At 60.5% G+C, this 20,486-nt stretch carries 17 protein-coding genes; 5 read left to right on the top strand and 12 right to left on the bottom strand.

Annotated features, from left to right (window positions below):
* The first annotated feature begins 7 nt into the window (after positions 1-7).
* Genes R5N89_RS02570 through R5N89_RS02580 form a run of 3 tightly spaced genes read left to right on the top strand, consistent with a single transcriptional unit; the run spans position 8 to position 3,328 of the window.
* On the top strand, positions 8-1,468 hold the full coding sequence (locus tag R5N89_RS02570) for an NAD-dependent succinate-semialdehyde dehydrogenase (RefSeq protein WP_110567007.1): 1,461 nt from the start codon (positions 8-10) through the stop codon (positions 1,466-1,468).
* A 53-nt stretch (positions 1,469-1,521) separates the two neighbouring features.
* On the top strand, positions 1,522-2,391 hold the full coding sequence (locus R5N89_RS02575; protein WP_354680693.1) for a GNAT family N-acetyltransferase: 870 nt from the start codon (positions 1,522-1,524) through the stop codon (positions 2,389-2,391).
* A 10-nt stretch (positions 2,392-2,401) separates the two neighbouring features.
* The gene (locus tag R5N89_RS02580) at positions 2,402-3,328 is read left to right on the top strand and encodes a glyoxylate/hydroxypyruvate reductase A (protein WP_110567011.1); all 927 of its coding nucleotides are present in this window, start codon (positions 2,402-2,404) and stop codon (positions 3,326-3,328) included.
* Between the two features lie 170 nt (positions 3,329-3,498).
* On the opposite strand, the gene R5N89_RS02585 is transcribed toward R5N89_RS02580, so the two are convergent.
* The 4 genes from R5N89_RS02585 to R5N89_RS02600 form a co-directional block, all read right to left on the bottom strand.
* Positions 3,499-4,770, bottom strand: coding sequence for an FAD-binding oxidoreductase (locus tag R5N89_RS02585; protein ID WP_110567013.1), 1,272 nt, complete (start codon positions 4,768-4,770; stop codon positions 3,499-3,501).
* Between the two features lie 21 nt (positions 4,771-4,791).
* The gene (locus R5N89_RS02590; protein WP_110567015.1) at positions 4,792-6,129 is read right to left on the bottom strand and encodes an MFS transporter; all 1,338 of its coding nucleotides are present in this window, start codon (positions 6,127-6,129) and stop codon (positions 4,792-4,794) included.
* Positions 6,130-6,345: 216 nt separating this feature from the next.
* Positions 6,346-7,065, bottom strand: a complete 720-nt coding sequence (locus R5N89_RS02595) for an HAD-IA family hydrolase (RefSeq protein ID WP_110567017.1) — start codon at positions 7,063-7,065, stop codon at positions 6,346-6,348.
* A gap of 25 nt (positions 7,066-7,090) precedes the next feature.
* The gene (locus R5N89_RS02600) at positions 7,091-9,463 is read right to left on the bottom strand and encodes a TonB-dependent receptor (protein WP_354680747.1); all 2,373 of its coding nucleotides are present in this window, start codon (positions 9,461-9,463) and stop codon (positions 7,091-7,093) included.
* 682 nt (positions 9,464-10,145) lie between these two features.
* On the opposite strand from R5N89_RS02600, the gene R5N89_RS02605 reads away from it, so the two are divergent.
* The gene (locus tag R5N89_RS02605; protein ID WP_110567023.1) at positions 10,146-11,165 is read left to right on the top strand and encodes an NAD(P)-dependent alcohol dehydrogenase; all 1,020 of its coding nucleotides are present in this window, start codon (positions 10,146-10,148) and stop codon (positions 11,163-11,165) included.
* Positions 11,166-11,238: 73 nt separating this feature from the next.
* Here R5N89_RS02605 and R5N89_RS02610 read toward each other — a convergent pair whose 3' ends face one another.
* From R5N89_RS02610 to R5N89_RS02645, 8 genes are all read right to left on the bottom strand, one after another.
* Entirely contained in the window at positions 11,239-12,984 is a 1,746-nt protein-coding gene (locus R5N89_RS02610) for an oleate hydratase (RefSeq protein WP_110567025.1), read from the bottom strand.
* 605 nt (positions 12,985-13,589) lie between these two features.
* Positions 13,590-13,925 (bottom strand): DUF2934 domain-containing protein, encoded by a 336-nt coding sequence (locus tag R5N89_RS02615; protein ID WP_110567344.1) that lies wholly within the window; start codon positions 13,923-13,925, stop codon positions 13,590-13,592.
* 35 nt (positions 13,926-13,960) lie between these two features.
* On the bottom strand, positions 13,961-14,755 hold the full coding sequence (locus tag R5N89_RS02620) for a family 1 encapsulin nanocompartment shell protein (protein ID WP_110567027.1): 795 nt from the start codon (positions 14,753-14,755) through the stop codon (positions 13,961-13,963).
* Positions 14,756-14,767: 12 nt separating this feature from the next.
* On the bottom strand, positions 14,768-15,787 hold the full coding sequence (locus tag R5N89_RS02625) for a Dyp-type peroxidase (protein ID WP_110567029.1): 1,020 nt from the start codon (positions 15,785-15,787) through the stop codon (positions 14,768-14,770).
* Positions 15,788-15,931: 144 nt separating this feature from the next.
* A complete protein-coding gene (locus R5N89_RS02630) occupies positions 15,932-16,576 on the bottom strand; it encodes a Crp/Fnr family transcriptional regulator (RefSeq protein WP_244192046.1) in 645 nt (214 codons plus the stop codon).
* Between the two features lie 325 nt (positions 16,577-16,901).
* Complete coding sequence (locus tag R5N89_RS02635; RefSeq protein ID WP_110567032.1) at positions 16,902-17,558, bottom strand: TetR/AcrR family transcriptional regulator; 657 nt, start codon at positions 17,556-17,558, stop codon at positions 16,902-16,904.
* Between the two features lie 140 nt (positions 17,559-17,698).
* Complete coding sequence (locus R5N89_RS02640; RefSeq protein WP_146220178.1) at positions 17,699-18,178, bottom strand: hypothetical protein; 480 nt, start codon at positions 18,176-18,178, stop codon at positions 17,699-17,701.
* A 361-nt stretch (positions 18,179-18,539) separates the two neighbouring features.
* On the bottom strand, positions 18,540-19,463 hold the full coding sequence (locus tag R5N89_RS02645) for a ketopantoate reductase family protein (RefSeq protein WP_110567348.1): 924 nt from the start codon (positions 19,461-19,463) through the stop codon (positions 18,540-18,542).
* Between the two features lie 250 nt (positions 19,464-19,713).
* Here R5N89_RS02645 and R5N89_RS02650 point away from each other — a divergent pair, with 250 nt between their 5' ends.
* Positions 19,714-20,445 carry an IclR family transcriptional regulator gene (locus R5N89_RS02650; protein ID WP_110567350.1) on the top strand — a complete coding sequence of 244 codons (732 nt, stop codon included), beginning with the start codon at positions 19,714-19,716 and terminating at the stop codon, positions 20,443-20,445.
* Positions 20,446-20,486 lie beyond the last annotated feature (41 nt).

The raw sequence follows: 20,486 nt of genomic DNA on the forward strand, positions 1-20,486 counted from the left end.
GTATGTCATGATTAACATGCAGCTTTCTGATTCGTCGCTGTTCCGGCAGCAGGCCTATATTGCAGGCCAGTGGCAGGATGCGACCGATGGCGCCCGTATTGCGGTGGACAATCCCGCAACGGGCGACGTCATTGGCTATGTGCCCGCCTGTTCAAGGGCGCAGACGCTTGAGGCCATTGCCGCGGCCGAGGTGGCGCAGGCCGAATGGAAAAAATACCTGCCAGCCGAGCGGGCGGCCATTCTGATGGCATGGCATGACCTGATCATGGAAAATGTTGATGATCTGGCCCGCATCATGACCATCGAGCAGGGCAAGGTGCTGTCCGAAGCGAGGGGCGAAGTCAAATATGCCGCGTCCTTCTTCAAATGGTTTGCAGAAGAGGCGCGCCGCATTGATGGCGCCATCCTTGCGCCCCCCACGCCCGGCCGCCATGTGCTGGTCATGAAGGAGCCGGTGGGTGTTACGGCTGCAATCACGCCGTGGAACTTTCCGCTGGCCATGATTACGCGCAAATGCGCCCCCGCCCTTGCCGCCGGGTGCTCCATGGTGGTCAAGCCATCGGAACTGACGCCGTTTTCAGCCCTGGCGGTTGCCGTGCTCGGCGAGCGCGCGGGCGTGCCCGCGGGGCTGGTCAGTGTCGTGACCGGCATGCCCGATCAGGTCGGGATCGAGCTGAGCACCAATGTCACGGTGCGCAAGCTGTCCTTTACCGGCTCGACCCGTGTCGGCTCCATCCTGATGGAACAGTCCGCCGCGACCATCAAGCGCCTCAGCCTTGAACTCGGTGGCAATGCGCCGTTCATCGTGTTTGACGATGCCGATGTGGAGCAGGCGGTTGAAGGGGTCATGACCAGCAAGTTCCGCAATGCCGGGCAGACCTGCATCTGCGCCAACCGCGTGTTCGTGCACAATGCCATTCATGACCGGTTTGTCGAACGCCTCATGCAGGCGGTGGCCGAACTGAAGGTGGGTAATGGCCTGGAAGACGGCATGACCATGGGGCCGCTGATCAACACGGCAGCCGTGACCAAGGTAAAGGAGCATGTTGCGGACGCGCTGGCCAAGGGTGCCCGTTATGTCAGCAGCCCCATTGAGGTTGATGGCTGTTTTGTCAGCCCCGTCGTGCTGACGGATGTCACGACTGAAATGCGTGTCGCCTCCGAGGAAACGTTCGGGCCGGTGCTGCCCATCTTCCGTTTTGATGCGGAGGAGGATGCTGTGGCCATGGCCAATGCCACGCCGTTCGGTCTGGCCAGCTATTTCTTCACCCGCGATCTCGATCGCGCCTGGCGCGTGGGTGAGGCGCTTGAATTTGGTATGGTTGGCCTTAATACGGGTGCCATCTCGATGGAATCCGCGCCGTTTGGTGGCATGAAGCAGTCCGGCCTTGGCCGTGAAGGCGGTCATCCCGGCATTGATGAATTCCTCGAAATCAAGAGCTTTCATATGGGCGGGCCAAAAGCCTGAAGCCCGCAACCCCGGAAAACCGAGAACCAGGATCATGATGATGGGATATGACCATGACTGATGCAGCCCTGCTGACCCGGATCAGCATCCGCCCCATGTGCGAGGCCGATCTGGAAGCCGGTTACAACCTGTCAAAGGCATTGTCCTGGCCGCATCGTCTGGAAGACTGGCAATTCATGTTTTCCGTGGGGGAAGGCGGCGTGGCCGAGACCGATACGGGCGAGGTCATCGGCACGATCATGTGGTGGCGGTATGGGAAAACCCATGCCTCGCTGGGCATGGTGATTGTTGATGACGCATGGCGCGGGCACGGGATCGGCCGAAAGCTGATGACCGAGGCCCGCAATGCCCTGCCGGGCGCGGTCATTCACCTCAACGCCACGCCCACCGGGGTGCCGTTATATGAGAAAATGGGCTTCCGCCCCTGCGGCATTGTCGAGCAGCGGCAGAGCAACGCTGCGGCACAGCCGCTGATCGCCCTGCCCGAAGGGGTGCGCCTGCGCCCTGCGGGACAAAACGACTTTGATGCCCTCGTGGCGTGTGACACGCAGGCATGCGGCATGGACCGGCGCGAACTGATTGCCGCCCTGCTGACGGCAGGCAAGGGCATGATTGTTGATGAAGGGGGAGAGGTGGCCGGTTATGCGTTCTGCCGCAAATTTGGCTGGGGCATGGTTGTTGGCCCCGTTGTCGCCACATCACTTGAATACGCGGCGGCCATGATCGCGTACTGGATCGGCAGCCATGCCGGGCAGTTCATGCGCCTCGATATTCCGCAGGACAGTGCCCTGTCACGCTGGCTTGATGAAATCGGCCTGCTGCGGGTCGATGCGGTGGCGGCCATGGTGACCGATAGCCATGACAGTCATGACGCGGAGAGCCCGATGCACCGTTTTGCCCTGTGCAGCCAGGCTTTTGGTTAAGGAACGCATCATGTCCATGGTTCTCAAATCCACTGCTGAACGGGCGGATGTATGGGGCAGGCTGTTTGCGCGATACCTGCCCGATGTTCCCTTCCGCGTCTGGCCTGATATTGGCGACCCGGCGGAGGTTGAATACCTTGCCACCTGGGTTCCGCCTGAAAACCTGCTGGAACTGTTTCCCAACCTGAAAATCCTGTTTTCGGTTGGCGCGGGCATCGACCAGTTCGACCTGAGCCGGATTCCGCCTCATGTCCAGGTCGTGCGCACCATTGAAACCGGCCTGACCGATGGCATGGTGGCCTATGTGCAGTTTGCCGTGCGGGCCATCCAGCGCGACATGCTGCGCTACATTAACCAGCAGCGCCAGCATGTGTGGCAGGCGCTTCCCGTGCGCAGTGCGTCGCAGTTCCGCGTGGGGGTGATGGGGCTTGGGCAACTCGGCGTGCCCGTGGCGCAGTCCTTGCGGGGCATGGGCTATGTGACGCAGGGCTGGGCGCGTTCGCGCCACGTCATTGATGGCGTAAAATGCTTTGCTGGCGAAGCGGAACGAATGGAATTTCTGGCCACCACCGATATTCTGGTATGCCTGCTGCCCCTGACCGCGGAAACGGCGGGGATGCTGAACAGTGCGCTGTTTGCGCAGATGCCGCGCGGCGCGGCCCTGGTCCAGTGCGGGCGCGGGCGGCAGATGGTGACGGATGACCTGATGGCGGCCCTTGATGAAGGGCAGCTTTCCGCCGCCATACTCGATGTAACGGACCCCGAGCCCCTGCCTGCCGATCATCCGTTATGGGATAGGCCGGATGTGCTGATTACGCCGCATATTGCCAGTTCCACCCCTGCGGAAAGTGGCGGCATGACGATCATCAACAATATTCGCCGTTACCTCAATAACGAAGCGCCGGTCGGTCTGGTTGACCGCACGATGGGATACTGAACCCATACCGGCATGGACTGACGTTGCGGCTTCAGATGCGCGCAACGTCAGCATGAACGACAGGACATGGAAATTTTCAGGGGGCCGTCTTTTCAAAAAGGCGGCCCCCTGAAATTTGTCATGTCTTTATCGGCATGAGGCTGACCTGCCTGTGCGGCAGGCCAGGCCAATTACATCAGCTTGTCCTTGATGCGGTAATACATGCCAATGGCCGGCAGGAAGTGCTCAGCCAGCCCATACATGGGAATGCGCGGCCAGGGCATGTTTTCCAGCGGGTTGGCATGCGGGTTGCCTGCAATCACATCCGCCATGCACTGCCCCATATGCACCGACATCTGCGTGCCATGGCCGCTATAGCCCATGGTGTAGAAAACGCCGTTCCATTCGCCCGCGCGGGGCAGGCGGTCGATGGTCATGTCCACATCGCCACCCCAGCAGTAATCGATGCGGATGTCGGGCACCTGCGGGAAAACGCTCTGCAACGCGTCGCGTAGCATGTCGCCGCTTGAGATATCCGTGCTTTCGCGGGATTTGGAAAAACGGGCCCGTCCGCCAAAGATCAGGCGGTTATCGGCAGCGATGCGGAAATAATGGTGAATGTTCTGCGTCGTGACCACATTGCGGTGGCCGGGCATGATCGATTTGACCGTGGCGTCATCAAGCGGCTCGGTTGCAACGATAAAGCTGCCGACCGGCATGATGCGCTTGCGGAAATAGGAGGGCGCATGCCGGCTTGTGCCAGTGGCCAGCAGCACCGCCCCGGCATCAATCACGCCATGGGGGGTGGTGACGCGGGTGATCCTGCCCTCGCGGCGCAGGGCGGTCATGGGGGTGTTTTCAAAGATCTGGCCGCTTGCCTTGAGCACGCTGTTGGCCAGCCCGATGCCGAATTTGCCCATATGCATCTGCCCGCTATGCGGATACAGGATGCCGCCAGCGAATTTGGATGAGCCGATTTCATCGCCCAGCGCATTGGCTTCCAGCACTCTGGAATCCGGATCAACATCCATGGCAAGGCGCGCCTGGTCGGCGCGCAGGCTGGCCATGTGGCTTTCGCGGCTGGCCAGCTTGAGCTTGCCGCAGCGGCGGAAATGGCAGTCAATCCCGTTTTCGGTGACGATGCGCTCGACTGTATCAACCGCGCGGTTCAGCACTTTGTACAGTCGTGCGGCGGTGGCAACGCCCAGCTTGTCGCAGGCCATGCCATAATTGCCAGCCAGGCCGTTATTGACGTGGCCGCCATTGCGGCCCGATGCCTTGCCGATCACCCGCTCTTCATCAATCACCACCACGCTGGCGCCTGATTTGGCCAGTTTCAGCGCGGCGGAGAGGCCGCTAAACCCGGCGCCGATCACCACCACATCCGCCTTTGCGGGCAGGGCGGCAATCGGGGTGCCGGTAAAGGCCGGTGCGGTATCCAGCCAGTAAGATGTCAGCTTCATTGGAAATGACTCCATATCCGATCAGGATGTAAGCGATTGACTGGCTTCAGACAGGTTGAGGGTAGCGGTTTCGGGCGCCCATCGCCATGAAATGGCTGCCCCCAGTGTCAGAAGCATTGCGGCCACCAGCATCATGGCGTGCACCCCGAACTGTATCGTGCCCATGGGCAGCAGCACGGTGCCCATTGCCGCGCCAAGCCTGCTGGCCGATGAGGCAAAGCCTACGGCGGTGCCACGAATTTCGGTGGGAAAGAGTTCATTGGGGTAGACAAACTGCAGGCCACTCCCGGCGGCTTCAACCGCAGAGTATATTATGAATGCAACGATTATAAACCAGTTGGCCGGGTGGGGATAGAGACCCACAAAAAATAAGGCGATAGCCCCCCACGCAAATGAACCGATCAACAGTTTACGTCGGCCCATTACATTGATCAGCCCCAGCGAGACAGGAACAGAGCCCAGTAACGTGAAGCTCGTTACGATGCAGGAGGCCAGAAGGGAGTTCCCCATCCTGAGCTGCTCGAGGATCGGGGCCTGCAGGGTATGGATGGCAAAGGAGGGCGCGCTCTGCAGGATCCAGAAGGCGCATACAAAAGCCAGGGCACCGCGGTAACGGGTCTGGAACAGGTGTTTGAACGACAGTCTGGGCGTATCGGCCGGCTTGGGTTCATCAAGCAGGACATGCGCGCCCAGATGCTCGCGCACGACCGCCCGGGCCTCCTCTGCGCGACCGGCCTGCATGAGCCAGCGCGGGGATTCCGGCATGCCGATGCGAAAGAGCATGAGCAGCGCCGAGGGCACGAGGCTCGACCCCAGGATGATGCGCCAGTTATCGGGGAAGTAGAGTGAAAGCAGGTAACCTGCAATGAAACTGATGATATACCCCACCCACCAGAACGTAATCAGCCCCGACAGCACGGGGCCACGCCAGACACGGGGCATGAACTCGGTCACGTAAGCGGTGGCAATGGGGTAATCCGCGCCAATGGCCATGCCGATCAGCAGCCGCCAGAACAGGAGCGCATACAGGCTGCCTGCAAAATACTGCGCGCACGAGCATATCGCGAACATGAGCAGGTTGAGCGTATAGAGCCGCTTGCGGCCCAGGCGGTCTGAGATGATGCCGCCACCCAGGCCACCGAGCAGCACGCCGAACAGCGAGGACGCCCCCAGCAGCCCCGTCATGTTGCCTGACAGGTGGAAGTCCTTGACCATGATGGGCAGGGCAATGCCGATGATGCCCAGGATGTAGCCATCGCAAAACGGACCGCCACCGGCGACAAGGGCCAGTCGCAGGTGGAAGCCCGAGGGTTTGAGATCATCGATGAGGCAGGGGGAAGTCTGTGGTTGTTCTTGCATTGCGCGGCCGGTCCCATCCTTCATGATCGCTGGTGGATATGTGCGGGTAAGCGGGATATGCCGCCGGTGGCGCAGGGGCCCCGGTGCCAGGGCTGCGAGCCGGTAATCAACAGGCGCAGCCCCGTTTCGGCCCTGTCCACAACGGACATCTCGGTTTCGATGATGGTGCTGTCACAAACGCGCACGCGATCCGTTACGGATCGCGTGCAGCCTGCCTCAGTCGTAAATCATGAACAGTTCGTTGCGGTCCGCCATGTCAGCCAGTTCTTTCATGGTGGAGAAGTGGTAATCGGGCTTGGTCAGCTCGGCTACGGCAATCGTGCCGCCAAAACCGCCAATGGCCTTGCGGCGCTCGATCCAGCACACGGTGTAACCAAGGTCACGCCCCACCGAGATGTCATGATACTGGCTTTGCGCCACGTGCAGGATCTCGTTCTTCACGATGCCATCACGGCTCAGGCGCCCGCGGGCGAAGGCGAAGAACTCGGGGTCCGGCTTTTCGCACAGCGCGTCATCTACCGTGACCGAATCATGGAAAGGCATGCCCAGGGTCTTTTCCATGCCCTTGAAAGCCCAGCGCTGCGTGTTGGTCATGGCCACGAGTTTGAAGTGCTTGGCCAGGCGGGCCAGGGCATCGACTGAATCGGGGAAGGCGGGCCAGTCATGGGCGGTCTGGGCAAAGGCCTTTATCTGTTCCGCGCCTTCGGGCAGGCCAAAGCGCGGGGCCAGCGTTTCATAGATGGGCATCAGGTCATCGGGAAAATTAAGGGTCTCGCCGCGTGCGCGCATTTCGCGGTAAGCGCTCAGGAAGGCTTCGCGCTCCACTTTCGCACCGGCTTCACCACACTGGGTGTGGATGAAGTTCATCATGCCGGTTTCAAAATCGATCAATGTTCCCACGACATCGAACGTCAGGGCTTTGGGTAAACGCTTCATGTTATTTCTCAGCCTGTTGTAGTGATTAGAAACCCGTGGTGAAGGACAGGACGCCAGCAAAGCCGCCGCCAACGTAATACTGCGGTGCGGAGGCCGCGACCTGATGCCCGTTGACCATCATGGCCTGTCCGTTGGTCTTGATGCTGCTCGTGCCGGATAGATAACCATTATTGCCAATGTTGATCAGGTTCAGCTGGATCTGCGGGTGCTTGGCATACCAGAACGACTTGAACCGGTAGCCCATGTTCATGTTGAACGTTTCGTAGCTGGGGATCGACTCATCGTTCATGAAGGTCGAATACTGCTTGCCGATATAGTTCATGTTGAACCCGGCAAAGACGGACCCATTGTCGTAATTCAGGCCCACGGCCACCGTTACTTCGGGTGTATTGACCGCGTTCTTGCCAGCCGTGGGCATGTACACCGTCGTGCCATCGGTTGCGGCGGCTTTCAGGTTGTTGTCGATGGTGGCGTGCTCATACTGCGCGGAGACGTACGGGCTGAAGTGATGCCACGGGCGCAGGCCGATTTCGATCTGGGCGCCGCGCGCGGTCTGACCACCCGCATCGATGGATTCCGAGATTGCCTGGGTGCCGGAATAGGTTGTCGTGCTGAGCTGGCGGTGCGTGAAGTTGTAGTTGAACAGTGCCAGCGACAGGTTGACGAAGCCGGTATGGCGGTAGCCGATTTCTTCCCCGATGGCGAATTCAGGCTGCAGGTTGCGGGCGTGGCGGGTGGAGAGCTTGCCGTTGGAAATGCCGTAGCGGTCCGCGTAGGTCATGATCGAGGCCGGCATGCGGAAGGAGGACGTGCCGTTGATGTAGATCTGGTCATGCGGCGTGATCTTGTAGCTGGCCATGAACTGCGGCAGCGGTTCGGCCACGCTCTGCCCGGTGCCATACGTCACATCGGGGATGGCGTTGGTTTCGCTACGCGTCACCATGACTTCCTTGAAGCCCGCGGTCAGGGTCAGCCGGTCATGCAACGCGCGGTAGGTGTCGTTGATGAACAGCGCGTTGGTCTGCTGGATGAGGTGGATGTTGTAGGTGGAGAGCACCTGCCCGTTCTGGGTCAGGATGGCGTTGTTGCCCCACTGGCCCGATGGCGTGCCATCGCCGTTCGCGGCCTGGTAGCTCTGTGGTTCCGACTGGTCGAAGTAGGAATACCACGCGCCGCCCGTCAGGGTGTTGTGGCCCTTGGTCCATGACAGGGCGGCGTTGATGCCGGAATAGGCGAGGGTATAGCTGTCAATCGATCCGGCAAGGATGGAGGAGCCGGTCTGCGCGCCCGTGTTCTGCAGGGTGCCAGCGGGCTGGCTGCCATAATAGGAGCCGTTGCGGCTCAGGGTCGTAGCGCCGTTGTCGTAACCCCAGGAATAGGTGAAGTAGGGAGTGACATCGAGCGTCAGGCCCTTGCCCAGCTTGACATTGACCGGCGCGCCCATGGTGATTTTTTTCATGCGGTTTTCTTCAAAACCGTAGTAATTCGCGGGCGTGCTGCCGCCGGGCGTGTCATTGTAATTGAAATTGACGCCGTACTGGTCCCACTGCTTCTTGGTGGGCGCGCGCAGATAGTACTGCTGCGCGTCGTTATAGGCGAAGACGAAGGATGCGCGGTTGCCGTCGCCCCATTCTTTCAGGAACTTCATATCGACATGATAACGCTTTGTCGCGCCAACGCCACGCCATTCATCGGCCGTGCGGTCGGAAAAGGACACAAAGCCGCGAATGCCGGTATGGCCGATCTCGCCGGTATCGAAACGCACGAACTCACGCCGCAGGCTGAAAGAGCCATAGCTGAGGTTGACATTGCCGCCCATTTTACGCGACGGGTCGCGCATTTTTACGGACATTTCGCCGCCAACGGCGTTGTACAGCGGGGATTTTGTATCCGGTGAGCCCTGGGTCAGGGTAACGGATTCGATGTTTTCGTTATCGGATGACGCAGATGTATAGGGCAGCAGGTAAACCGGGGCCGCAGCCGGGATGCCTTCGAACAGATAGCCGATTTCCTGCTGGTTCAGGCCACGGATGGTCAGTCCCTGCTGGTCATCATTGGTGCCTAGCGGATCATTGCCGCCATAAACGACGCCCGGCAGGCTGGCGATCATGGCAACCGCGTTGGAGGTCGGGCTCTGTTTTGCAATGAAATCACGCGTCAGGCCGCTCCGCGACTTGGCAACGGTCTGCGGTGGCATGAGGCCGCCGCCCGGCGTGGTGTTCGTTACCCCGTTTGAGGTTGGCGTACCGTGGGTAACGTGAATGAATTCCGTCTTGGCCTGCGGTGGCGCGGCGGCCGGGGCGGGTTTGGCTGTTGCGGTGGTTGTCTTGGCGTGTTGTGACGCGGCGGTTCTGGTGCTTTCGGCCGCATCGGCGCCCGCGCTCATGAAAGGCAGCATGAAAGAAGCCACAGACAGAAACAGGAACCTGGACCGTGACCATGCCGGATAACGGGACAGATCATGTGTACGGACGGTCGTGTGGATACCGACCAATGAGCACAATTTATTATCAGTCATTGCGATCCCCTGAGCGCGTCGTTCGAAACGGAGTGAAGTCGAACCGATGGCGGTTTCTTGCTTTCGATACTGCAACATTCTGCCCACAGAACGGGAAGGGCATACTATCAATTTACATTCCGCAACCAGAACATAATCGCGTTGTTTCGCCTCAAATGAGAGGAAAATGCCGATTCATTATGAAAGTATAATAATTGGGAAATTTTTAGATCAATCTGCCGTCTGAGGCGCAACGCAGGCTGAATTAAAGTATAAGTCATTATAAAGTAACGGTAAATATTTCACGGATGCGTGTTCCCGTTATCGGGTTGGGCAGGATATGCTGCGTTTCATGCGCATGAATAGGCATGCGGATAAGGAAGATAATGTTACATACATGTAACGACATAGGCATGAAGTCGTATCATTTGCACACTGCGTTCAGAGCACCCGGATTGCGGGTTTTTATCGGCCTGTTACGCCAGGCAGGCACCCTGCCGTGGCGTGCTGTAACAGGCTGATGTTGGGAACCGGCGCCCATATCTGGTACTTTGCATTTCACTGTAGTGAGGAGAGACCCGCGATGCCCAGAACGGTTATTGTGCAGCCGCCCGGCGGCTTCGATCATGTTGTCATGTCCGAGCAGCCCACCCACGCGCCGGAGCCGGGTGAAATCAGGGTCCGGCTGCATGCATCCTCGCTGAACTATCATGATTATGCGGTTGTCAGCGGCATGTGGGGGCCCACAGTGCCGCGCATTCCCATGGCCGATGGTGCGGGTGAAGTGCTGGAAGTGGGCGCAGGCGTAAGCGAATTCGCGCCCGGTGACCGGGTTGTCAGCACGTTCTTCCCTACCTGGCTGGGCGGCGCGCCAGAGGTGATCGGCTTTGCCACGGTGCCGGGCGATGGCGTGGATGGCTATGCACGTGAGGAAGTGACCGCGCCCGCCACCTCCTTTACCCATGCGCCGCGCGGCTGGTCGTATGCCGAGGCGGCGACGCTGACCACGGCGGGGCTGACGGCGTGGCGCGCGCTGTTTGTCGATGATTCTGTAAAGCCTGGTGATACGGTGCTGGTGCAGGGCACGGGGGGCGTGTCGATCTTCGCGCTGCAATTTGCCAAAATGGCGGGGGCTACAGTCATCGCCACCTCATCGAGCGCAGCAAAGCTTGAACGCCTGCGTGCCCTTGGCGCGGACCATGTGATCAATTACCGCGAAAACCCGCAATGGGGTGTCACCGCATGGGAACTGACCGGCGGCCGGGGCGTGGATCATATCATCGAGGTTGGTGGCCCTGCCACGCTGGCGCAGTCGATGGCGGCCATCCGGGTGGCGGGCCATATTTCCGTCATCGGCATTCTGACGGGCGTGGCGGGGCAGCTTGAAGTGGTGCCCATGCTGCTCAAGCAGTTCCGGCTGCAGGGCGTGCTTGTAGGCAGCAGATCCGACCAGCAGGCCATGGTGCGGGCCTTTGAGGGCAATGGCATCCGTCCTGTCATTGACCGCAGTTTTGCGCTTGAAGATATTGTGGCCGCCTTCCGCTATCAGGAAAGCAACCAGCATTTCGGCAAGATCTGCCTTGAGTTCCAGGCAGCGGGTTAACGCGGCAAAAACCTTCAGGTGCCGCCTTTTTAAGGGCGGCATTTTTTATTGTGTAATGGCGTTGGGGCGCTTTCTAGATCAGGCCATAGCGGGTGAGAAGATCGCCAATTTCCGTGCCATTGGCCATGTGGCGCACCACGCCCGATGCGGGGATCTTGCGGGCATCGCGCAGTTCGGCTGCTGCCTGTAGCAGCATGCGCACGTCATAAACGCTGCCAAACACTTCGGGCACGGCACGGTCAATGTCGAGCAGCGTATAGACCGCCTCCATCGCGGTGCGCACCGAATATTCGGTCGTGAACACCGTATCGCGCGGCGTTTCGGCAAATTGGCCGAGAAAGGCAAGATTGACGCTACCCTCGGGCACCACTTTCGGCCGGTCGCCTGCAGCGCGCGGCATGAACTGCGCGGTGATGAAGGGCATCATGCACGGATGGGTGGTGGCACCCGTGGCGGCCATGTCGTCAATCTCATCTTCCGGCACGCCCATGTGGAACAGCCATTCGCGCGTTATTTCTTCGCCCGTGCAGTCCTGCATAGGTTTCTTGACGTAATTGCCGGGCACGTCGCTGAACAGGCCGTACAGCCATGCCACCATCTGCCCTTCGGGCTGGCCCTTGAAATGCGGCTGCCGGCTGACCACCCAGCTCATCAGCCACGCGGAATCGCGGATCGTGATCGGCCCGCCCGTAACCGTGCGGCCAGAGAAAGGATCGCGCCCCGTGACCTTGTGCACGAGATCAGGAATGCGCGCATCACGCGTGGTGACCGTAGCGGATTCCCAGCGTGATTTCGTGGTGTCGCCACAGAACACGTCGGGCCGGCCAAAGGCGGGGTCCTGTGCCGCGATGTTGCGCCATAGCTGCCAGATATTACCTTCGGCAATGCCGGTTTCGATCGGGGCGGGGGTGTGGTGGTCGCCCCAGCGGGAGTTTTCCACCATGGAGCCATTGGTCACGAACACCAGGTCAGCCGCATTGATGTCGATGCCGCCGGGCTGGCCGTTTTCGAGCAGGTCGATGCGGGTTGCCACTTTCTGGCCGCCTGCCGTGTCAATGCGTACATTGGTGGCCTGCACGCCGTGGCGGAATGCCACGCCCTGATCAGCAAGCCATGTGGCGAGCGGTTTGCTGAGGGATTCCTGCTGGTTGAAGCGGGTGAATTTGAGTGTATGCAGGTCCTTGAGGCCCAGGATCTGGTGCACGAAGCGGGCCAGGTAGCGCTTCATCTCGATGGCGCTGTGCCATGTCTCGAAAGCAAACATGGAGCGCCAGAACAGCCAGAAATTCGATTTCATGAAATCGGCTGACAGCACATCGCTGATCGTTTTGCCATCGAGCCGGTCTTCATCCGTCAGGATCAGGGTCAGGATCTCGCGCCGTGCCTTGCCGGTCAGGGTCAGGCTGTTGCGGTCGGGCAGGGGCTGGCCGCGCCCGTGCATCGCGCGGAGCGGGCTGCTGCTGGGGTCGGCGCGGTTGAGGCGGTAGAACTCATCAAGCACGGAGGCGCCGGGCACTTCGAGCGACGGGATCGAGCGGTACAGATCCCACAGGCACTGGAACTGTTCTTCCATTTCCCGGCCGCCGCGAATGAGCCAGCCGGTCTCGGCATTACCCGTGCCATCGAGCGCGCCGCCATTGTCGCCCGAGGCTTCAAGGATGGTGATGTGGGCCGGGGGCAAGCCCGCATCACGGATCAGGAAGGCGGCCGCAGCCATGCCACCAAGGCCGCCGCCTATGATCCAGGCCGCGCGGGCATCAATCCCGGCGGGTTTTTCGGGGCGTATGAATGCTTCAAAGTTGCTATGGGCATATCTCATGGAATTTGCGCCTTGCTGGGGCCACGCATCATGGCCCGGCCATCTTCCCCCGATGGGAAAGTCTGCTGATCATAGCGTTATTTTTTGGCATTCGTGTCGTTGATATTTATCAATGGGCAACGCAGGAGTGCACCGGTTGCGCAGCATCTGCATGAGGGCTGTCCGGGCCGGGGAGGCGTGATGCCGCTCCTGCCTTCAGGTGTCGTGATGGTATGGCAGGGATCAACCTGCACCGAAAACACGATGGCCTGATGCTATTTATCCCAAAGCGTGGCGCTGCCTGTTCATCAAAGGTGCCCAGCGCAAGAATAGTGAAACCGCGCTGGTGATCTGGAATGATCCCGCCCTCATGCAGACTTATCCACGCCACTGGCGGAACCGCCGGGATCACGTCGACCGGCCCTGACCCGGCTGGTGCCGTAGTGCATCATCGGTTTTATGGCCATGATGGTGGTGCGTTCGGCCCGGCCTTCCCGGAGGGGGGACTTATGGCGCCACTCGGGCCGGGGCTGAACTCCAGGCCATTGTGCGCACGGGCAGGGCGCTTGTGCGGATTAGGGTCGGGTAGAGGTGCAGGATGGCGTTCTCCATCCTGCACGGCAGGGTCAGCCCTGGTCTTTCAGGGCCTTTGCCTCTTCTTCGCGCGTGGCGAAAGGCACTTCCTGCTTGTCATCAAGTTCATCCATGCTGCCGCCGGAATTGCCGAGGTTTTCCTCCAGCCATGCCTGCTCGATGGGCTCTCCGTTCGCATCGAGCGGCACGGGGGATTCAACGGGGATCTGGCCCGCGTCGGGGTTGCTTTCCATCCCGATCAGTTCTGATGCGGCTTCGCGGTAGGCAGCCGCGCCGCAGCCGGGCTTGCCGTCGGCTTCCCACAGTTCCTGCGCTTTGGCGGTGATGCGGGCTTCGGTTTCGGGTGTTGTGGCCAGGGGATTCTGCATGGTCATGTCCTTGGTAGGGTGTTCAGTCTGGAATTTCAGTCGAGGGCGACGGCTGCCTCGCTGGTCAGCACCCGGAAGATAAAGCTCACCTGCAGGTAAAGTTCGACCGTGTCAGCCGTGTGGGCCAGATAGCCGATCGAAAAATCCTGCCCGATATCAAGCTGCATGTCGCCGCCGCGCAGGGAGATGACGAAGGCCCCCTCAATGGCGGGCGCCCAGATCAGCTTGCCTTCAATCAGGCTTTCGATGTGCTTGCGCACCGGGTAGCCTTCATCATCGCCACCGCTTACCGCCTCATACGCCTTGGCGCCAAGCACGATGGCATAGGGGCCGTTGACGCCCGCAAGGCGCAGTTCGCCAAGGGCATCGGCAATGGCATGCGGGTAATCCTTGACCGATGCGGGCAGCTTGACATGCGCGTTGGATGTCGCCTGCGCAATGCCGGTCACGCCTGCTGCGGCGTAGCCTGTAAAGATGGCGCGATCCTCGGCAAAGGCGATTTTCTTGGCCGCATTCTTTACCGGCTGCCAGTCGGCATCGCGCGCGCCGCGTTCCACCGCATCGATTTCCGCGCGTGACAGGGTAAAGGGCACGCGCAGTTCCACCACCGGCAGCACGTCGCGCATGACCGCCTGCACGCCATCGGTCGGGGCATCGATGCGCCTGTCGCGCCCGGTGCCCACGGCGGCAAAGGCCGTGCCCCTGGGTTCGGAAACATCAACCACGCGGCGGCCTGCAAGGTGGCGGCGCAGGGTGCGAGTGGCTTCTTCCTCGATTTCGGTCCAGGCGGCGGATGAAACGGGGGCGAGGTGTCTGTGCAGGTTGTTCATGTCTGGTGTCCTTTACTTCAATGATCCGATGCCAAGCGAACCGGCTGCTGCCGCTACGGGTTGCGGCGGTGCAGGCGGGGGCGCGGCCACGGCGGCCTGCGGCGTGGGCAGGCCGGGTGCGGCATCAAGGAAATCAGAGGTGGGAATGAAGAACAGGTTGCCGGTCACCGCCGTGCTGACATCAAGCAGCCGGTCGTAATTGCCTGGCGGCAGGCCCACGAACATGTTGTTGAGCATCCGCTCGATGCGCGCGGGCGAGCGGGCATAGCCAATGAAATAGGTGCCGAACTCACCCGTGCCTACCGTGCCAAAGGGCATGTTGTCGCGCACGATCTGAAGCTGCTGGCCGTTTTCTTCAATATTGGTCAGCACATTATGGGCATAGCTGGGCTTGGCGGCCTCGGGCAGTTCAATATCCGATACTTTCCTGCGGCCAATGATGTGCTCCTGCACCTCGGTGGGTATGGCATCCCATTTTTTCAGGTCATGCAGGTATTTCTGGATGATGACATAACTGCCGCCCGTAAAGGCCGGATCCTCATCACCGATCAGCGTTGCATCACGGGCGGGCTGGTCCACCGGGTTTTCGGTGCCATCGACAAAACCGAGCAGGTCGCGGGCATCGAAATACTTGAACCCGTGCACTTCATCCACCACCGTGGCAACGCCTTCAAGCCGCGTGACGATGGCGGTGGCGAGTTCAAAGCACAGGTCCATCCGGGTTGCGCGGATATGGAACAGAAGGTCGCCCGGCGTGGAGGGGGCATGGTGCACGCCATTGATCTCGGCAAACGGGTGCAGGTCCATCGGGCGCGGCGCGCCGAACAGGCGGTCCCATGCCTGCGATCCTATGCCGGTTATGCAACTCAGCCGACCATCATCAATACGGAATCCGACACCGCGCACGAGCGAGGATAGGTCTCCCATCAGGTCGCGCACCTGCGGGCCGACTTCGGTATCGGCATTGAGGGTCAGGACAAGAAAAACCGCAGCCTGGGTCAGCTTTGTGTCAATGGGTTGGGGTGTGGCCAATGCTCTCGAACTCCTGCAGACAACGCGCGCAACGCTTATGGTGGCCTAGCATAGGGCGGCGGCGGGGCGTGGCAAGATGGGGCGGCAGGGGGCAGATAGGCGGATTGAACACGCGGCCGCCCCGCGCAGGGGGCGGGCGGACCCTTAGAATATTTCCATGATTTTACGCCGGTCCAGCACGATGCGCTGCGAGGAGAGGCGTTTTATCAGCCGCATGTCTTCAAGTTCCTTGAGCATGCGGCTTGTCGTTTCAACGGCAAAGCCCAGGTAATCGGCAATATCCTTGCGGTCCATGGCCAGGGTCAGGATATTGGAGTGCTGATCATAGAAATCGGCCTGTTTGCTGCATTCAAGCAGAAAGCCCGCCAGCCGCTTGAGCACAAGCGGGTAGGTGGCCAGCAGCAGGTGGCGTTGCGCCGCCTTTGTGTAGTTGAGCGCCTGCTGCAAGAACAGGGTCTGGATGCGCGGGTAAACCTCGATCAGGTTGAGCAGGGCTGCATAGGGAATCTGGAACAGGTAGGTATCCACCAGCGCAATGGCGGAGGCGGGATAGACCCCGTCTTCAATGGTGCCGAACATGTCGTCGGGCCATATGAAGGCAAAGATATGGTTGCGGCCATCGTGCAGGTGATGTTCCAGCCGCACGGCGCCCGAACGGATGCGGTAGACATATCTGCCCGCTTCGCCCTGGGTATAGATACGGCGCTTCGCGGGCTTGTGTATTTTCGTGGAGATCGCGTTTAACGCCTCCCGTTCTTTGTCATTAAGCGTAAAATCTCTGAACATCATGAATATCTATATGCAGGGGCGTATTGTTTTTGTGTATTCGTCAAGAATTTGCCCCCATGATGGATGGGGGCTGCCGCCCCAATGCGGTCAGCCATCAGCCGGTGCGCGCCTTTTCTGGCCATCAGGGTCGCATTGGTCGGCACCGTCCTCATTCCATCCATGGCCACCCGTTGAGGGGGTGTGATTCTGGCATGTATATATACGACACCGTATCGTATCGCAATATGACACGTGTAAAACCACTGTAAAAAAGCATCTATCTGTCGTCGCATTTCAAAGACTTCAGAAAAAAATGCCGCTTTTTTTTAACAGCGCTCCGATACCCTTATTTCTCCCTGATGCAGATGCCGGAAGTGAAGATCTGCCAGGCGCGTTCAAAAAAGCGTGCGCGCATCTGCGGGTCATGCAGCTTGTTCAGGCCCAGCATGGTGTTCTGTAGCGGCCAGCCCAGGATCAGGCTGATCAGAACCCGGGTTGTCTCTTCATGGTCGGTGGAGTGGATGCGCCCTGCATCGGCGGCAGCCTTGATCAGGCGGCTCAGCGTGGCCACGAAGGGTTCTACGATGGTATGCATCATGTCATCCACGACAGAGCCGATGCGGTGTCCATCCGCAATAACGATACGGTAGGCCTCGAGCGTTTCGGGCCGCAGCATGAAGTCAAGGAAGAACAGGCTGATTTCACGCGTGGCGAGCAGCGGATCGGTGGAGGAAGCCTCGACCGCGCCTGCCGCCTCGAGCAGCAGATTACCACGCGCCGCCACCACCGCGCGGAACAGTTCCGCCTTCGAGGCGTAGCGTCGGTACAGGCTGGCCTTGCTGCACTCCGCCACGCGCGCGATCCGTTCGAGCGACGTGGCGGCATAACCCTGCTTGATGAACAATGCCGTTGCAACTTCAAGAACATGCCGGTCGAGTTGCGCCGAGCCTTCCGGCGTCGGGCGTCCGCCCGTATGTGGCGGTCTTGATGATACGTCAGACATTCTTCATCCCTTAGCTCCAGCCGTCAGTCAGTCACATTATGTCACGAAACATAACATGATATGGGGGGACTGGTGCCCTTCAGCCGCGCAATCCAGCCTGTCGCCAACGGATGCCAGAATGGTGATGTCTGTTCAAATGGTCATTGCGAATGGGTGATGTCTTCATGTTTCGTGCTGTTTGCCCCCTTCAGGCGGAAGGAAAGCCGCGCGATCTGTCCGGACAGGAACGCGCCCCGGGTGTCTGCAACGAGATTGATGTCCACGCCCCGGCCATTTTCCATGACCAGGCCTGCCCTGCCATGATGGATGGTGGCCGTGCCGCCCACGCTCCAGTAAGTGCCATTGAAGTCCTGCAGGCGGGCAAGATTGCGCACGCACCCCTGCCCAGAAAGCGTCATGCCACCCACGCTGGGCATGCCGCCGCCCCGTATGGTGAAGGGGTAGGCATGCGTGCCGTCATACAGCGTGCCCCGGCCCCACAGATAACCGACCCCGACGGCGATATGGTGCGCCGAGAGTTCGATCCGGGCATCCGTGGCCTCGCACGCTGCCTGCGCCGTGCCATGAAGGGCCAGAAAGCTGGCGAGGGCCAGAAGGCCAGTATGCCGGAAGCGGTTCATCACATGATCCAGTGAAAGAAGTGCGGGAGCCATCCGCCTGGTTGAACGGAACGGTTCGGTTTCGTTTAATCGAGGGCAAAAGGCCCGTCAATGACAAAACAGGCCTGCCGCGCGGCTTCAGGTTAAGGTGATGGTTTAAGAAGTATTTGAAAAACGCGGTGTCCAGAACGGGTATTGCAAGCTGACAAAAACAGCCAACCAAATAATATTCTGAAATTATAAAATTTTTGGTGAATATTTTTCCAGAAAGCTTCAGAAGACGTTGCCTTGTTAAAAAAGCGACACCCCCAAGAACTTTTCTTATCAATGATTTGGTTTCAGGCAATCTCTTGCAATTGCCTGATTATGTGCGGCGCCGGTGTTACTTTTCGTTCCGGCGCAGTTCATAAGCACGCAGGTTCAGGTCCGTAAGGTCGAGGATGGGGGTGGCGACGCCATGCGCGCGGGCGCGGGCGACGAGATCGCCAATAATCTGCTGCGCTTCCACCGGAGCACCCTGCGAGAGGTCGCGGAACATGGAGGATGTCAGCGTGGAGTCCGGCTGCGTCAGTCTTTTGACAATGCCGTTGACGGTGTCGGCTGCCAGCGGGTAACCGGCTGCCGCCGCAATCGTGGTGCATTCCTTTATTGTGGCATGCACGAAATCTGTGCCGCCAGGCAGGCGGGCCACCTCGCCCACGCTTGCGCGCATGAGGCAGCACAGCGTGCCCAGCGAGGCCAGGAGCGACCATTTGTTCCACATATCCTGCAAGATGTGCGGCGAGGGCACCGTATCAAACCCCGGCGCGCGCAGGGCATCGGCTATGGCAGTAGCGTCCTGCCCCGCCACCAGGGGGCCGAATACCAGCCGGGGGGTGACGCCAACCTGATGGATGCGGCCTTCGGCGTCGAGGCTGCTGACAATGAAGCAGGTTCCGCCCATGACGGCCTCACGGCCAAAGCGGCTGGCCAGCACATCAAGATGCTGCATGCCATTGAGCAGCGGTATGATGCGTGTCTGCGGGCCGATGGCGGGGGCCATGTCCACCATTGCGGCGGCAAGGGAATAGGCTTTTACGCTCAGGATGATGATGTCATAGGGCTGGGCGATCCTGTCCGCCGTGACCATGCAGGGCGTCAGGGTCGCATCGCCGAGCGGGCTGGCAAGGCACAGCCCTGTTGCGCTGAGTTGCGCCTGCCGCCGCGGGCGCACGAGAAAGGTCACATCATGGCCAGAAGCGGCGAGGCGCGCGCCAAAATAGCCGCCCACGGCACCCGCGCCGACAACAAGAATCTTTGGAGTCATCATGATGTATCCCATCTGTATTGCGCTGTGAATCTGCTCCCGCCCTGCCTGAGCGGTCAAGCCGGCAGGCGCATGGAGGCTGCATGCCCCACACGCTTCATGGCCTTGCGCTTCCGGCCCACGCGGCACGGATCGCAGCAGGCGACAGGCAGGCTGTTCCGCGCCCCCCTTGTAGCGGTTTATTTTTCAGGTAAGGGCATGTGCCGGGCCTGTCCGGTCATGCCGCGCCGGGGGCATGCAGGAGGGTGACATGGCCAGCGCGCCAAAACGGATCCAGTCCATCGTGCGTTCCGCCGCCATTCTGGAAATCATGGCGCAGGCGGGTGGCAGCGCGCGGCTGGGCGAAATCGCGGCAAGGGCGGGCATGGAAAAAACCACCGCCCACAACATTCTCCAGACCCTGAATGACCTTGGCTACGTGCAGCGCAGGCCAGGCGATATGCGCTATCATCTGGGCGGGCGCATTCTCAACCTGTCGCGCATCATGGGCGATGACCACGGCCTGCGCGCGCGCATGCGCCCCACGCTCGAGGCCATCGCGCGGCAGGGCGGGGCGACCGTGCACCTTGGCGTGCCCAGCGGGGATGAAGCCGCCTATCTGGACCGGGTGGACCCGCACGCCCCCGATGCTCCGGCCACGGCCGTGCAGCGGCGCGAAACCATCGAGGGTTCGGCGGTGGGGCTGGTGTTCCTGGCTTTCGTGCCCGGCATGGGCCAGCGTGTGCTCAGCACCCGCGCCCATGCGCTTGATGGCCGCGTGCGCGAGCAGGTCGAGGCCGTGCGCCTCAGGGGCTACGCGCTTGACCTTGAAAGCTACCGCCCCGGCCAGAATGCGGTGGCCGTGCCGTGGCGTGAGCACGGCGAGGTCCGGGCCGCCATTGCCCTGACCGGCCCCTGCGCCGACCTGCCGCGCCCGCGCCTTGTGCGGCTGGCATGGATGATGATGCAGCATGTGGCGCGCGCCACGGTTCAGCAATGTTGAACAAATCGGGATTTTGGTAATTGGTGCGTTACGCCCGCGCA

It is taken from the genome of Komagataeibacter sucrofermentans DSM 15973 (assembly GCF_040581405.1).
In the GTDB taxonomy this organism is placed as follows: domain Bacteria; phylum Pseudomonadota; class Alphaproteobacteria; order Acetobacterales; family Acetobacteraceae; genus Komagataeibacter; species Komagataeibacter sucrofermentans.

Excerpts from the sequence above, each read along its gene's own strand:
- R5N89_RS02615 (WP_110567344.1), bottom strand. The coding sequence starts at position 13,925 with ATGCAGAATCCCCTGGCCACAACACCCGAAACCGAAGCCCGCATCACC.
- R5N89_RS02645 (WP_110567348.1), bottom strand. The coding sequence starts at position 19,463 with ATGACTCCAAAGATTCTTGTTGTCGGCGCGGGTGCCGTGGGCGGCTAT.
- R5N89_RS02610 (WP_110567025.1), bottom strand. The coding sequence starts at position 12,984 with ATGAGATATGCCCATAGCAACTTTGAAGCATTCATACGCCCCGAAAAA.
- R5N89_RS02595 (WP_110567017.1), bottom strand. The coding sequence starts at position 7,065 with ATGAAGCGTTTACCCAAAGCCCTGACGTTCGATGTCGTGGGAACATTG.
- R5N89_RS02635 (WP_110567032.1), bottom strand. The coding sequence starts at position 17,558 with ATGTCTGACGTATCATCAAGACCGCCACATACGGGCGGACGCCCGACG.
- R5N89_RS02630 (WP_244192046.1), bottom strand. The coding sequence starts at position 16,576 with ATGATGTTCAGAGATTTTACGCTTAATGACAAAGAACGGGAGGCGTTA.
- R5N89_RS02605 (WP_110567023.1), top strand. The coding sequence starts at position 10,146 with ATGCCCAGAACGGTTATTGTGCAGCCGCCCGGCGGCTTCGATCATGTT.
- R5N89_RS02640 (WP_146220178.1), bottom strand. The coding sequence starts at position 18,178 with ATGAACCGCTTCCGGCATACTGGCCTTCTGGCCCTCGCCAGCTTTCTG.
- R5N89_RS02650 (WP_110567350.1), top strand. The coding sequence starts at position 19,714 with ATGGCCAGCGCGCCAAAACGGATCCAGTCCATCGTGCGTTCCGCCGCC.
- R5N89_RS02585 (WP_110567013.1), bottom strand. The coding sequence starts at position 4,770 with ATGAAGCTGACATCTTACTGGCTGGATACCGCACCGGCCTTTACCGGC.
- R5N89_RS02620 (WP_110567027.1), bottom strand. The coding sequence starts at position 14,755 with ATGAACAACCTGCACAGACACCTCGCCCCCGTTTCATCCGCCGCCTGG.
- R5N89_RS02600 (WP_354680747.1), bottom strand. The coding sequence starts at position 9,463 with ATGCTGCCTTTCATGAGCGCGGGCGCCGATGCGGCCGAAAGCACCAGA.
- R5N89_RS02575 (WP_354680693.1), top strand. The coding sequence starts at position 1,522 with ATGACTGATGCAGCCCTGCTGACCCGGATCAGCATCCGCCCCATGTGC.
- R5N89_RS02590 (WP_110567015.1), bottom strand. The coding sequence starts at position 6,129 with ATGCAAGAACAACCACAGACTTCCCCCTGCCTCATCGATGATCTCAAA.
- R5N89_RS02570 (WP_110567007.1), top strand. The coding sequence starts at position 8 with ATGATTAACATGCAGCTTTCTGATTCGTCGCTGTTCCGGCAGCAGGCC.
- R5N89_RS02580 (WP_110567011.1), top strand. The coding sequence starts at position 2,402 with ATGTCCATGGTTCTCAAATCCACTGCTGAACGGGCGGATGTATGGGGC.